The 13,010-nt window shown below is 69.9% G+C and carries 10 protein-coding genes and 1 pseudogene; 3 read left to right on the forward strand and 8 right to left on the reverse strand.

Annotated features, from left to right (window positions below):
• Positions 1-204: 204 nt before the first annotated feature.
• The 4 genes from GSY65_RS30675 to GSY65_RS30690 all read right to left on the reverse strand — a co-directional run bounded on the left by GSY65_RS30675 (position 205) and on the right by GSY65_RS30690 (position 3,833).
• A complete protein-coding gene (locus GSY65_RS30675) occupies positions 205-786 on the reverse strand; it encodes an NADPH-dependent FMN reductase (RefSeq protein ID WP_159774699.1) in 582 nt (193 codons plus the stop codon).
• 150 nt (positions 787-936) lie between these two features.
• Entirely contained in the window at positions 937-1,689 is a 753-nt protein-coding gene (locus GSY65_RS30680) for an alpha/beta fold hydrolase (protein ID WP_159774701.1), read from the reverse strand.
• Positions 1,690-1,753: 64 nt separating this feature from the next.
• Positions 1,754-2,896, reverse strand: a complete 1,143-nt coding sequence (locus GSY65_RS30685; RefSeq protein WP_201452723.1) for an FAD-dependent oxidoreductase — start codon at positions 2,894-2,896, stop codon at positions 1,754-1,756.
• 241 nt (positions 2,897-3,137) lie between these two features.
• Positions 3,138-3,833, reverse strand: a complete 696-nt coding sequence (locus GSY65_RS30690) for a TetR/AcrR family transcriptional regulator (RefSeq protein WP_159774705.1) — start codon at positions 3,831-3,833, stop codon at positions 3,138-3,140.
• Between the two features lie 303 nt (positions 3,834-4,136).
• Here GSY65_RS30690 and GSY65_RS30695 point away from each other — a divergent pair, with 303 nt between their 5' ends.
• The 3 genes from GSY65_RS30695 to GSY65_RS30705 are packed head-to-tail and all read left to right on the forward strand — an operon-like array spanning position 4,137 to position 7,109.
• Positions 4,137-5,231, forward strand: coding sequence for an acyltransferase family protein (locus tag GSY65_RS30695; RefSeq protein WP_159774707.1), 1,095 nt, complete (start codon positions 4,137-4,139; stop codon positions 5,229-5,231).
• Positions 5,206-5,865, forward strand: coding sequence for a response regulator transcription factor (locus GSY65_RS30700; RefSeq protein WP_159774709.1), 660 nt, complete (start codon positions 5,206-5,208; stop codon positions 5,863-5,865). The genes GSY65_RS30695 and GSY65_RS30700 overlap by 26 nt, the downstream gene beginning before the upstream one ends.
• On the forward strand, positions 5,859-7,109 hold the full coding sequence (locus GSY65_RS30705) for a sensor histidine kinase (protein ID WP_159774711.1): 1,251 nt from the start codon (positions 5,859-5,861) through the stop codon (positions 7,107-7,109). The genes GSY65_RS30700 and GSY65_RS30705 overlap by 7 nt, the downstream gene beginning before the upstream one ends.
• 27 nt (positions 7,110-7,136) lie before the next feature.
• On the opposite strand, the pseudogene GSY65_RS30710 reads toward GSY65_RS30705, so the two are convergent.
• The 4 genes and pseudogenes from GSY65_RS30710 to GSY65_RS30725 all read right to left on the reverse strand — a co-directional run.
• Positions 7,137-7,541 (reverse strand): annotated as a pseudogene (locus GSY65_RS30710) (hypothetical protein); the annotation flags it as partial.
• Positions 7,538-9,679, reverse strand: a complete 2,142-nt coding sequence (locus GSY65_RS30715; RefSeq protein WP_159774713.1) for an integrase — start codon at positions 9,677-9,679, stop codon at positions 7,538-7,540. The pseudogene GSY65_RS30710 and the gene GSY65_RS30715, both read right to left, overlap by 4 nt.
• Positions 9,676-11,409: a hypothetical protein gene (locus GSY65_RS30720; protein WP_159774715.1), complete on the reverse strand. Its 1,734-nt coding sequence runs from the start codon at positions 11,407-11,409 to the stop codon at positions 9,676-9,678. The genes GSY65_RS30715 and GSY65_RS30720 overlap by 4 nt, the downstream gene beginning before the upstream one ends.
• Complete coding sequence (locus GSY65_RS30725) at positions 11,406-12,956, reverse strand: site-specific integrase (protein ID WP_159774717.1); 1,551 nt, start codon at positions 12,954-12,956, stop codon at positions 11,406-11,408. The genes GSY65_RS30720 and GSY65_RS30725 overlap by 4 nt, the downstream gene beginning before the upstream one ends.
• Between the last annotated feature and the right edge of the window lie 54 nt (positions 12,957-13,010).

Below are 13,010 nucleotides of genomic sequence, written 5' to 3' on the forward strand. Positions count from 1 at the left end.
GTGTCTGGCCCATCCGAATAGTCGGTCATGTTCGACCTTTCATTCGTGCTGTGCGACTCGGCGGAACGGAGCGCGTGTGCGAGCCGCAGCGTGGCGGGCTTGCGGTCCGGCTCGCAGGCGAAGCGCACCTCTTCGCCGGCACGTGATGCGGGCTGGAGCCCGGTGTCCGGGCCGGGTTGAGGTACGAGACCGTGCGATGGGACTTCAGGAAGCTGCCGGGGCTGCGCTGTTGCGGGTCTGGGCGAGGGTGTTGCTCCAGGACAGGAGCTGGTCGAGCATCGCCGTGAGGGCGGGGCCCTGGTGGGCGCCGGGGGTGAACGTGGCGCCGAAGTCGGCGAAGTCGGTGCGCAGGTTCAAGGTGACCGTCGCGGAGACGTCCGCGAGCTGCAGGGCGCCCAGGACCGAACGCAGGGCGTCGACGGCGCGCACACCGCCGTCGACGCCGTAGGAGACGAGGCCGACGGCCTTGTTGTTCCACTCGGCGTAGACGCGGTCGAGGGCGTTCTTCAGGACGCCGGGGAAGGAGTGGTTGTACTCGGGGGTCACGAGCACGTAACCGTCGTAGGCGGCGACGGTCGTGGCCCACTGCTGGGTGTGCGGGTGGGTGTAGCGGCCCATGGCGGGCGGGAACGGTTCGTCGATCTGCGGCAGGTCGACCTCGGCGAGGTCGATCAGGTCGTAGTCGGCGTCGCCGCGCTTTCGGGCCTGCTCCAGGACCCACTGTGCGACGCGTTCGCCGGCACGTCCGGTGCGGGTGCTGCCGAGAATGATCGCGATCTTCGTCATCGTGCCTCCGGTGGATGAAAGGGGTGGTCGGTTCCCCACCCCCGGTGTGGGTGGCCGGTGTGCGGCCGCGCGTGATGAGTCCCGGGGGTGCCCGCTTGCCGAGGGGCTGTGCCGGTGCCGACCTGCGGACGGGGAGTCAGAGGGCAGGGTTCAGTGGCCGGTGGCCGGGGCCCGGGGGGTGAGGAAGGAGTCGAGATGCGCGAAGACCGCCTCGGGCTCCTCGCGGATGGGCAAGTGTCCTGCGCCGGGGATGAGTTCGAACCGCGCGTGGGGGAACGCCGCGGTGTAGGCGCGGCCGAAGTCCGGGGTGACGACTGTGTCGTCGGCGCCCCAGATCACCAGGACCGGGCAGGTGACGGTGGAAAGGCGGGGCAGCATGTCGGCGTCTGCCATGGCCGGGCCTGCGTAGGCGCGCATGGCGGCCATCGACTGCGCCGACGGTCCGCCCTGCGGCGCCGCTCCTGCGGCCGCCGGAGCCGGTGGCCCGGCGGGCACGGTGATCTGCCGGCCGGGTATGACGGGGCCGATGGCGTCCATGAGGACGAGCCGGGAGATCCGGCCCTCGCGGTCGTCCAGGACGGTCTGGGTGGCGACCCAGCCGCCGAACGACGTGCCGATCACCGTCACGTCGTCCAGCCCGAGGTGGCCGAGCAGGTCCAGGTAGGCAGCGGCGAGCGCGGGTACGGAGTTCAGGTCCTCGGGCCGTGCGGTGCCCTCCCAGCCCGGATGGGTGGGCGCGAGAACTCTGTGATCCGGTGCGAGGTGGTCGATCAGGGGCGAGATGCTCAAGGGGCCGGGGCCGCCGTGCAGGACGAGGACCGGGCTGCCGCTGGTGCCGGCCTCGCGCACTTCGAGGTCGAGGCCGGGCCGTGCCGGAATGGTGCGCTGCGCAGATGCGGTCATGAGTTCCTCCTCCTGGGTGCGGGGTGCTCGGTGGCTGAGGGTGCGGCGGCCGTGAGCGCGGGCCTCACCGGGCTGCCGGGCCGGAGGTGAAGAACTCGACCATCTGCTCCAGGCCCCGCTCTCCGAACATCGTGTCCAGGCTGGCGGCGGACTCGGCGGCGGACGCCTCGCTGCGCGGGAAGAGTGCCTCCTCATACGCGGCCAGGGCGGCCTCGGTGTCGCCGGGACGGGCGGCGAGTGCCAGGGCGAGTTCGGCGCCGTCGAGCATGGCGAGGTTGGCGCCCTCCCCGGCGAAGGGGGACATCACGTGGGCGGCGTCACCGAGCAGCGTCACGCCCGGGACGCGGTCCCAGCGGTGGCCGACGGGCAGGGCGTGGATACGGCGCGGGGTGATCGTGTCCGCGTCGGCGACCAGGGCGCGAAGGCTCTCGTCCCAGTCCTCGAAGCGGGCGAGGACCGCGGCCTTGGCGGCGGCCTGGTCGGTGAAGTCGACCGTGTCCAGCCATCCCTCGTCGATCTTGACGGCGGTGTAGACGTGGAGACTGCCGTCGCTCTCCCGGTGCGCGAGGACACCGCGCTCGTGCCCCAGGGCGATGAAGAACCCGCCGCCGATGACCGCGGCGCTGCGCGGGTGGCGGGTGTCGGCGTCGAACAGGTCGGTCTCGACGAAGGAGATGCCGGTGTAGGCGGGCCAGGCGCTCGAGACCAGCGGCCTGATCCGTGACCAGGCGCCGTCCGCGCCGATCAGGAGATCGGTAGTGATGGCCGAGCCGTCGGCGAACGTCACCTCGTGACGCCCGTCGCCCAGCGCCCAGGCCCCGGTGACCTTCCGGCCCCAGTGGATCGTGCCGTCGGGCAGGGAGCCCAGCAGCAGGTCACGCAGGTCACCACGGTCCACCTCCGGCCGGCCGCCGGTGCCGTCGTCCTCCTCGGCCACGTGCACCGTGCCGTCGGGGCCGAGCAGGCGCATGGCCTGACCGCCCTCGTGGACGATCTTGAGGAAGTCGTCGTGCAGGCCGGCGGCGTGCAGGGCCTTCTGCCCGTTGTTCTCGTGGATGTCGAGCATCCCGCCCTGGACGCGGGCCGCCGCCGACGCCTCCAGCTCGAAGATCGCCGACTCGATGCCGTTGACGTGCAGGACACGGGCGGCGGTCAGGCCGCCAAGACCCGCGCCGATGATCGCGATCGGGAAATGACTGGTGCTCATGGGGGCCTCCGAAAGCAGTAGGGGAAACGCCTCGGTGCGCCGAGTCATCGCCGCCGACGCCGCAAAGCTCCTCGCAGGAGCGGCGTGCGCGACGGGGCGGCAAGAGGTTGCCTCGGCCACCCCCTCACCGTATCGAACATGTTCGTTGCGAACAAGTTCGTCACAGAGCGGCGGGTGGCGCGGAGACCTTCCGTTCCCCCGGGCGGCGTCCGCCGCCCGGGCGGGCCGCCCCGTCCCGGGCTCAGTCCACTGCGCCCGGGGCGGGTGTGCGGGTGATGCCGTTGACGAGGACGTCGAAGCTCCAGCGGATCCTGTCCGGCACCGAGCCGCCGATCAGGGCGGGCATGTGCGCGGTGATCGCCGGATGCGTGGCGGCGTCCACGGCATGCAGTGCACGCACCGTGGCGTCCCAGTCGCCCTCGGAGGCGGGGTCGTGCGCACGCGTCGAGTGCTCGGCGGCGGTGGCTGTCGCGTCCTGGAGCAGTTTGTCCACCCCCCAGGCGACCTGTTCGCGACCGGCCCCGCTTTGCGAGAGGAGGTCGAGGATGCGCTCCACCAGGCGCAGGTAGTTCTCGCCGCTCGGGCGGGCTACGAGCGCGGCCCGCGCGAGCTGCGGGTGCTCGAACAGCACCTGGGTGTACGACGCCATGACGGCACGGAGCTGCTCGCGCCAGTCCCCACCGCCGTCCCGCCCAGTCAGGTCGACCTCGCCGAGCAGGGAATCCAGAACGGCCGCATGCAGTTCCGCGGTGTTGGCGACGTACACGTACAGCGACGCCGGGCCGGTGTCCAACTCCTGCGCCAGGCGGCGCATCGTGACCTTCCCCAGCCCCTCCGCCCGCATGATCCGCACGGCGGTGTCCACAATCCAACGCCGGGACAGAGCGGGCTTCGCCGGACGCTCCCGGCGGCTGATCGGCTCTCTTCTCACAGTCATAACCCGATCGTAACGAACACGTTCGAGACGCGGGGTTGCCCGGTTCGCCTTCGGCCTTCACGGATGCTGGTTCTGGCTCGCCCATGGCCAGTGGGTTGCCCGCGCCGGGCGGAAGACCTGCCCGGGTCAGGCACGAGAGGGGGAGGGCCAGCCGCCGAACTTCCGCGCGGCCTGCTGGGCTTCCTGCTCCTGGCGCTCGCGTTCGTCGGCTTCGGGCTGCGCTTGGCCGATGGTCGTGGCCGAGTGCGACGGGACCCGCTGCCCTCATCGAATCCTCATCCGCGCCCGAAGAAGATCGCGGGCATGAAAACCGCACGCTATGTGTATTTCGACGTCCTGCGGGCTGTGGCGATGGTGCGGGTGGTGGTCTTCCACACCATCGGATACGGCGTGCTCAGTGTCGTCTTCCCAGCGATGGGGGTCATGTTCGCGCTGGCTGGTTCGCTCATGGCGCGAACTCTGGACCGGGTCGGCCCCAGGGTGGCGGTCACCGGACGGCTGCGGCGGCTGCTGCCGGTGCTGTGGGTCCTGGGTGCCATCGGGGTGTCGGTGATGGTGTGGCACGGCTGGTCGGACGCCGACTATCGGCCGTTGAATGTGAAACAGCTGCTTCTGTGGCTGCTGCCGGTCGTCGATCCGCCAGCGAGCGACTGGGGCGTGGAGTACTTCGCCGCCGTGCTGTGGTATCTGCGCACCTACCTGTGGCTTGTGCTGCTGTCGCCCCTGCTGCTGCCGCTGTTCCGGCGGTGGCCGATACCCACCCTCCTCGCTCCGCTCGCCGCGCTGCTGGTGATCGGTCTGGGATACGTGCGTCTGGAGAGCCTGGCCGGCACCGCGCTGTACGACGTGGTCACCTGGATGCCTTGCTGGCTTCTCGGTTTCGCTCACCGCGACGGGATGCTGCACCGGCTCAAGGCGCCCGTGGTTGCCGGTCTGGCTCTCCTGTCCGGCGCCCTGGCCGCGGTCTGGTATTTCCGCCATCCCTCAACTGAAATGCCGTGGGACCTCAACGCGGTCCCACTCGCCAACGTCCTGTGGTCGATCGCCTTCCTCGTGGTACTGCTGCGCTGGCGGCCGCAGATGGCCTGGCTGACGCGTACACGGCCTCTGCACCGGCTGGTGGGCGTGTTCAACGCCCGTGCGGTCACCATCTACTTGTGGCACATGCCTGCGGTCCTGGTGGCCGGTCTCCTGCTGGACAGGCTGGGGCTGGACTCGCAGGCGGCGCTCCTGGGCGCGGTCTGGCTGGTCACCGGGGTGTTCGTGCTGGCGCTGGGCTGGGTGGAAGACCTTGCCGCCCGTCGCGGCCCCCGGCTCCTGCCGGATCCCTACGGTCCGCCGCCCGCGCCGCGCCGTCACTACGATGAGGCCGGTGCGAGTACTGGTGGTGGAGGATGACGACGATCTGAGGTTCGCGGTGGCACACGCTCTGCGACGTGCCGGGTTCGCGGTCGACGAGGCCGCGGACCTGCCCGCGGCCGATGAGGCGCTGTTCGTCAATGCGTACGACTGCGTGGTCTTCGACCGCTCGTTGCCGGCTGGTGATGCCGCCGCGTTCGTGCGGGCCGGCCGCACCCGGGCATGGGACAGCCCGGTGATGTTCCTGACCGCCCGCGACACCGTTGCCGACCGGGTGGTGGGCTTCGACAGCGGGGGCGACGACTATCTTGTCAAGCCCTTCGCGGTCGAGGAGCTGATCGTGAGGGTGCGCAGCCTGTGCCGCCGAGCGGGCACACTGCGGCCACCGGTTATCCGGCTGGCCGATGTCGAGATCGACACCGCGCGACGCCAGGTGCGCCGGGCCGGTGTGCTGTTGAGCCTGACCGCCAAGGAGTTCACGGTGCTGGAGCTGCTGGCCGCACGCGCGGACCAGACCGTGACGCGTGCCGAGCTGATCGAGCGTGGCTGGGACGAGATGACCGAACCGAACTCGAACGTCGTCGATGTCCTGATCGGCCAGTTGCGCCGCAAGCTGGGAGACCCGCCGCTGATCCACACGGTCCGCGGCGTCGGGTACCGGCTGGCATGCTGAACGCCACGACGAGGATCCGCCGGCTGCGTCGGCGGCTGACGGTGCTGTTCACGCTCACGAGTACGGCGGGTCTGATCGGCCTGACGCTGTATGCCGCGCACCTCAACAACTCGCTCTGGCGTGGACAGCTCGACGACGAACTGCACCGCCGCACCAGCCGGGCCACCGCCCTGCTCGTCTACGACCCGGGCGAACGCCTCGTCTTCGACGGCCTGATAGAGGACGACGTGGACAGCAACTGCCCCGCCCTGACCGTCCTCGCCCAGCAGGCCAACGGCCCCGTACCCGTCCGCCGCCCACGGCGCCCGTGCGCCAAGGTCGCGGACAAGGACCTCGTCGCCATCGCCAGGCGGGCGACGGCCGATGTACGGCAACCGGTCGCCGCGACCGTGACCGACCAAGCCGGCCGACAGGTCCGGCTCTACGCGGAAGCCTTCCCCAACGCCGACTTCAGCGCCACCGGCGGAGCGGTCGTCGTCGCCGACGACATGTCTGCCGACATCGCCGGACATCGGCAGGTGGTCCTGCTGCTGGCAATCGCCTGCGCGGCGTTCGCCGGGTTGTCAGCACTCGCCGGGCACATGCTCTCCGGCCGGGCCATGCGGCCCGCCCTGGCCGCCCTGGCCCAGCAGGAGGCGTTCCTGGCCGACGCGGCGCACGATCTGCGCACCCCGCTCGCCACCCTCCGGGCGCTGACCGAGGGGGCGCTGCACGACGACGCCTCGCGCGGTGAGGCCCTGAGCCGCGCCGCCCGCCTCGCGGCCAGAACAGGCGACATCGTCGACGACCTGCTGACCCGCGCCCGGCTCGCCGCCGGTGTCACCCCCGTTCGCCGCGAGCCGCTGCGGCTCGACCAGCTCGTCGAATCAATCCTGGACGACACACCTACGGCCGGACACCGCATACGGGTAACGGCCCAGCCGGTCGTCGTCACCGCCGACCCGACCCTGCTCCGCCGTGCGGTGGCCAACCTGCTCGACAACGCCCTCACCCACGGCCACCAGCCCGGCGCGCCCGCGGACGTGGAGATCACCCTCACCGCCGACGGCACGATCGCCATCGACGACGACGGTCCCGGCATCGATCCCGCGCTCGCCGGTGAACTGTTCGACCGGTACCACAGCGGTGGCCATTCCACCGGCCTGGGCCTGTCGATCGCGGCATGGATCGCGCACGCGCACGGCGGCTCACTCACCGTGGGCCCCAGCGCCAGGGGCGGAGCCCGGTTCGTCCTGCGCGTGTGACCGAGTAACAAGGCCCGCCTGCCTTAAATCGCCGGGCGGGCGGAGCGGGATGACGTTGCCGGGGGCAGGCTGATCCTGACTGTCGGGGTTCCGCAGGAGGAGGACGGCCGCGGCGAGGGCCATCTGCTCCGCTCGATGCCGGGACTCGGCCTCGGCGGCCCGGGAGTCCTTGAGGGCTTCCTTCAGGCGGACGACCTCTTTGCGAAGCCGCTTTTCGACCTCGGGGGTCTGGTGCGTTTCCGCGCGGACCCGCGCGTAGAACTCCTCCTTGAGGTCGGCGTGGCGCTTTTGCAGCGCCATGCGGTGGACACCGGCTTCCGCGGCGAGCGCGACCGCGGTGAGGCTGCCGTTGGAGCTGGTGGGCTGTCCGACCAGGAGGCGGTCGATGGCCGCGCGGATGCGGGTGCGTTCGTCGAAGTGCTGTTCGTTCATGCGATGGCTTCCTCAGCGGTCTGGGCGTCGGAGTCGTGGGCGTCGGCGAGGGCGCGGAAGCGGGCGGCGGTCCGGCGGAGCCGGTTGCCCAGAGGCTCGGGCACGTTGGCTGCCTTCGCATCTAGCCGATCGGCGTGCTCTCGTGCCGCGCGTGCATGGCTGTCGGTGCGGACCGCGTTGCCGCAACCGAGTTGGCAGGCGAACTGGTTGGGTGCCGTCGCTCCGGGGTCCGGATCGCACAGGGCAGTGTCGCGCTTGAAAGCGCAGATGAGGAAGGCGTCCGGGTTGTCGAAGAGCACGAGGCCGTCGCGTTCGAGGAACTTGGCGGCGGCCTTCGGGGTGGTCAGGGCGCCTTCGAAGCTGGGCATCGAAGCCGCTCCGACGATCGCCCGCCGCGCTGCCGGTCCGGAGATCTTCTCGCCAGCTGCAGTGGCGTCGCGCAGCCGTGCCGCGGTCTGCGCGGCGGCGAGGGCGGTCTCGACGTCGAGTTCCCCGTGGAAGCCTCTGCGCTCGCGGCTGCCGTAGCCGGCGGAGGTGCGCGCATCCAGGGCGGTGCGCATGTGCCCGTACTGGATGGCGAGGGCGACCAGGCCGCCGGAGCGGCGGGCGATGTGCCAGGCCAGGGTTCTGCGCAGACGGCTCAGTCCAAGGTTGCCGTGCGGGTCCTCCGGCACCTGCTGGGCGGGCAGGCCCTGGGCGGTGGCCTCCTGGTTGATCCACGACACGAGGGCCTCGACGCGGCGATCCAGGGTGGACCGCTTCAGGGCGCCGTGGTGCTTGCGCTGGGCGACGATGTCGTGGTGGGTGGAGCTAAACAGGAGCTCGCCCTTGGGGACGATGCGTTCCAGGACACGGATGGCGTTCACGACCGGAGTGATCGCGACCCAAGGGACTGCCCGCTCCTCACCGGCGGAGACATGGTGCCCGTCGGAGTCGCGGACGTTTTTGTAGTGGTGGGATCGGATCAGATGCCGCGGCATGGAGCCGTCGGGATTCGGCTGTGGGTCGGGGCAGCAGCCGGACCGCAGCGACCGTGCTTCTTGGGGGCGCAACCCGGTCAAATACAAGATCACGATTGCGGCTGCCGTAGCCAGGTGCCGCACCAGGATCGGTGTCTCCTCGTAGTCCATGAACTCGCGCCAGGGACGCCCCTCGATCCGGCCCGTCACCGGCACCTGCATCGGGCTGGGGCCAGGCCGCTGAGCCGCAAGTCGGTAGAGCCCGAGGCGGGCGACGATGGTCTGCACCTGGGTCCGGCTGCACCCGGTGACCGCGGCGACGTAGTGGTGGGCCAGTGTGACGCCGTGCAGCCGGCTCACGGTGGCGGGCAGCGGTGCACCGGAGTTGATCAGAGGCAGCAGATAGCTCTTGAGGGCTGCCAGGCCCTCGCGGGTGGTCTTGGCGGATTTCACCTGTGCGTGCATGCGGCGGCGTTCGTCCCAGGCAGCCAGGATGTCGCCGGAGAAGTCCTCGACCAGACGGATCGACCAGGTGAGCAGAGGGCCGATCACGGTCGGATCCAGCGGCTCGGTCTTGTTCTCCCCGCCAGCCCCTCCCGTCTCGGCGGGTAGATAGTCGTCGATGCCCTCGTCCTCCCAGGGCGGACGCGTAATGCCGCAGGGGCTGGCCGAGAGCTGGTCGAAGGCCCACAGGTCCGAGAGCCAGCGCAGAATCGTCAGGGCATGACCGCGCGTGCAGCCGCTGGCGCACTTGGCGGCGTACGCCTTCCAATGCTCCATGGTGCAGTCGCTGAGCTGGGAAACGCCTTGCCGGTCGAGCCAGCGTACGAACTTCATCCACTGGATGATGTTGTCGCGCATGCTGATCACGCCGTCGCGTGTCCGGTTCTGAAAGCCGCGTTCCCGTATGTAGGTGGGGCGCAGCTCGCCGTTGATCAGGCCCCAGAGGACACGACGAACCTCGCTCCGCAAGGCAGCCGGGCACTTCCTCAGGTTGATCTTGTGGATGCTGTCCCCGGGATTGTCGGTCAGCGGCCCCAGCGACCAGATGTCGTCGCTGTAGCGGGAGTTGGGGTGGGTGTTGCCGGCGCTGATCCACCGGTCCATGACGACCGGGCTGTGTGGTTCCGGCAGGGGCAGGATGTAGGGATCGGCCTCGATGGACAGTGCGGTCGTCACGGGGCCAGGTCTCCTTCGAGCAGGTGGTCGATGATCATTCGGTCGCGGTCGGTCACCCGGCACAGTGCCGCATCCCAGGTGCTCTCGTTGACCTTTGACCGCAGGTCATCGAGTCGCTGGAGATGTTCGTCCCAGCGCTTGCGCCACAGCTTCTCGGGCCAGGTGGAGCGGAGCGAGATCAACTGTCGGCGTAGAAGCGCGAGGCGCGGGTGGTGACCGGTGTGGACCCGGGAGTTCTCACAGGACAGGCAGAGCAGGAAGTCGGCGCCACAGCCCCCGTTCGGGTCCGGCCAGGGGCTGCTGTCCTCGTCCGCGCAGTCCGCCGTCGCGGTCTCCTGGTGGGCAGCGTCGGCCGCGTCCGTCAGGCGCCCATGGAAGGTGTAGTCGCGGGCCTGTTCGAGGGCCTCCTCGGCGCCCGCCGCGATCACGTCCACGGCAGCCTTCTGGACGTTCTCGTCGGGCAGGACGTAGATACTCTCGTGGGTGCCGGGCTTGTGCTGCAGCGGCTTTCCCGTCGTGGTGACGGTCGTCCTGCGTGCGCGCTGGAAGGGCGAGCCGATGTTGTGGGACCTGGCCCAGACTCGCGCGTCGGCCTTGGACACCCCGAAGCACAGCGGGCCGACGTTCCGGGGCCGGTCCAGATTGGAGTCCACGTCGTCACGGCGCCGGTTGCGGGCGACCATCAGCAGGTCGTGGCCCGGTGACAGGGCGGCAGCCAGGGTCCGCCCGTGCTGCGTGGCTTCCAGGGCCTGGGTGATGAGCCGGCCCGGCGAGTCCGCGCCGGAGTCGGTGTAGTTCTCCGTGGCGAACCACCGGCCCTCGCCGGAGCGGCGCTTCTCCACCAGGACCTCGTAGGTGACCGTGGTCTTCTCTCCTGCGGACGGGGTGATGACGGGCACGTGCAGACGGTCGTAGACCGACAGGTTCCAGCCGTAGCGGTCGGTCATCATCACAGCCAGCGCCGTCAGCTCCGCCCGGCTCAGGAACAGCCGACCGGTCGTCTTCCCGCGGTTCTTCCCGCGCAGCAGATTCTCGGCCCGGGTGTAGACCTTCCCCTCCTTGTCCGGGTACCCGGGCAGTTCGCCCGTGGAGGCCAAGCACTCGAGGACGGACGCGACCCTCCACTCACGGCTGGTCGGATCCAGCGAGCCTGCCCGGTAGCGGTCCAGCAGCGTGGTGTTCTCCCGGATCCGCAGCAGCGCGGCCCGGAACTGCCGCTCGGCGGCCAGCAGCACCTGGTCGCGCTCCGACGGCCGGTAGGACTGCTTGGACGGCTTGCCCTTCTTCGGGACCGGGCGGGCCAGTTCTTCGGCGGCCAGGCCCTGTGCCAGCCGCGGCTCCCGCTTCAGCAGCGTACGCATCTTCGCGAGGGCCTCACGCCCGCCGGGGGTGCCCTTGTGGTTGTTGCGCCAGAGCCGGAGCGTGGCCGAGGTGAGGTCGCCGAGATCCTCGGCCGGGTGCCCCTGGTCCTTGAGGAACCGGGCGAAGACCTCCACGGACCGCCAATACGATTCGCCGCTGGAGTGGCTGTTCCACCCCATGGACTGCGCGGCGAACGCTCGCGCGAGTGAGAAGCGCATCGGCTGCGGTACGGAGATCTCGGCAAAGCCGAAGACCCGCCTGTAGCCCTCCTTGTTGACCACCGTGACCTGCAGGCCGTCGGCGGCTATTCGCTGGGTCGCCTGAAAGTCCGGCGGTGGCAGGACCGCCCGGCGGCCCCGCCCGCTCATGACGCTTCCGCGACGGGCAGGGCGTCGACCAGCACCTCGATGTCCTGGATCCCGGAGGTCTCCCGGGCCAGCCGGGCGAACAGACCGTTCAGATCCTTCGTCTCGTCCGTCTCACCGTGCTCGTCGTCGGTGTCGAAGGAGAGGATCGACTCCAGCTGCAGATGCATGACCGGGCGGAGGTAGTGCTCCTTCGTCGTCTCAACGTCTTTGTGCCCCAACAGGGTCTTCACCAGCCACCATGGGTCGCCGTAGAGCTGAGCGAAGTCGCGCCGATCCGCAGGGGTCAGCCCGTACTTCTCGTCCATCAACTCGTTGAGCAGGATCAACATGTAGAGCGCCATCGAGTGCCGCATGGAATGGGGTGTCGCGTACGGCACCTTCCCGCGGATCTCCGCGACCCGCAGCAGGCGGGATGTCTCCCGCTCCTGCGGAGTCAACAGAGCCTGCTCGCACCGTTGGTTGGCCTGCCGGAACACGGTGTTCCAGCGGTCCGGCAGCATGGGCAGGCCCTGCTCGGTCAGCCACAACCACGCCGGCTCCGGGCCCTGCGGGCCTTCGACGAACAGCCACTGCCGCTCACGCCAGTCGAGCAGGTTCAGGTCATATCGGCCTTGGACGCCGTCACGGTCGACCCAGTGGACCGTCGGGGTGAGGCCCGTCGTGACCTTCGTGATCAGCCGCATCAGCGGCAACTTCTCGTAGCGTCCCTGGGCCTGGGCCCGTTCGACTGTCCAGGCCCGCTCCGACTCCGCGTAGGCACTGACCTGACGCAATGAATCGACCGACGCGTAGAAGGTCCGGTCTCGCTTCGACCGGGACAGCGCTCGGGCCATCTGCCCGTGGCAGTAGCGGCCCGAGCGCAGCGGGCGGGACGGCACTTCGAACGTCAGCATCGCGCCGGACTCCTGCCGCCGCAGTCCCGAGCTGAGCGTGAACCCGACGAACGAGGTGTTCCGAAGCTCGGTCCGCGCGTCCCAGCCCGGCACCGGCGTTCCGTCGGGACCGAGGCCGCGAAGGCCCACGTCCTGCCAAAGACCCCAGGTACGCGGTGTCAGCCACGACACCCGCGAGCTGCGGGCGTCCGCTGCGCGGTCCGTCCGGCGCCGGCTGTCCACCGGCAACGGTGTGACCTTCGCCCACCGGTAGAGCCGCGTGAAGGCCGACGCTTCCCGGTCCCACTTCGTCCCGCTGATTCGCCTTGGGTTGAGTGACGAGTCACACCGAAATTCCCGGTACGCGCGCAAGTCGGCCTCGGTCGCTTGCCGCCACGGGATGCCGCGTCGCCACAACCAAGTCAGCAACAGCCGGATATCCAGCGCGTAATTCCGCCGGGTTTCTCGCTCCAGCGGATGGAATTCCGGGGACAGGACGAATTCCAGCAGCTCGCGATCGACCACGAAATCAGGCCGTACAAATACCGGATCGCCCGGCTGAAGGCCCACCGCGGCCACAGTTGCTGGCAGGTCGCGGACCCCCAGCACCCCCTCCTCCGGCAGCGGCCCCCACCGCTCCGGATCCGGCACGAACACCAGCCACCACTCGTCCATCTGCAACCCCTGTGAGTCCCTTGAACTCACTCAATCATCAGGGAAACACAAATG

The organism is Streptomyces sp. HM190 (genome assembly GCF_009857135.1).
GTDB classification, from domain to species: Bacteria; Actinomycetota; Actinomycetes; order Streptomycetales; family Streptomycetaceae; genus Streptomyces; species Streptomyces heilongjiangensis.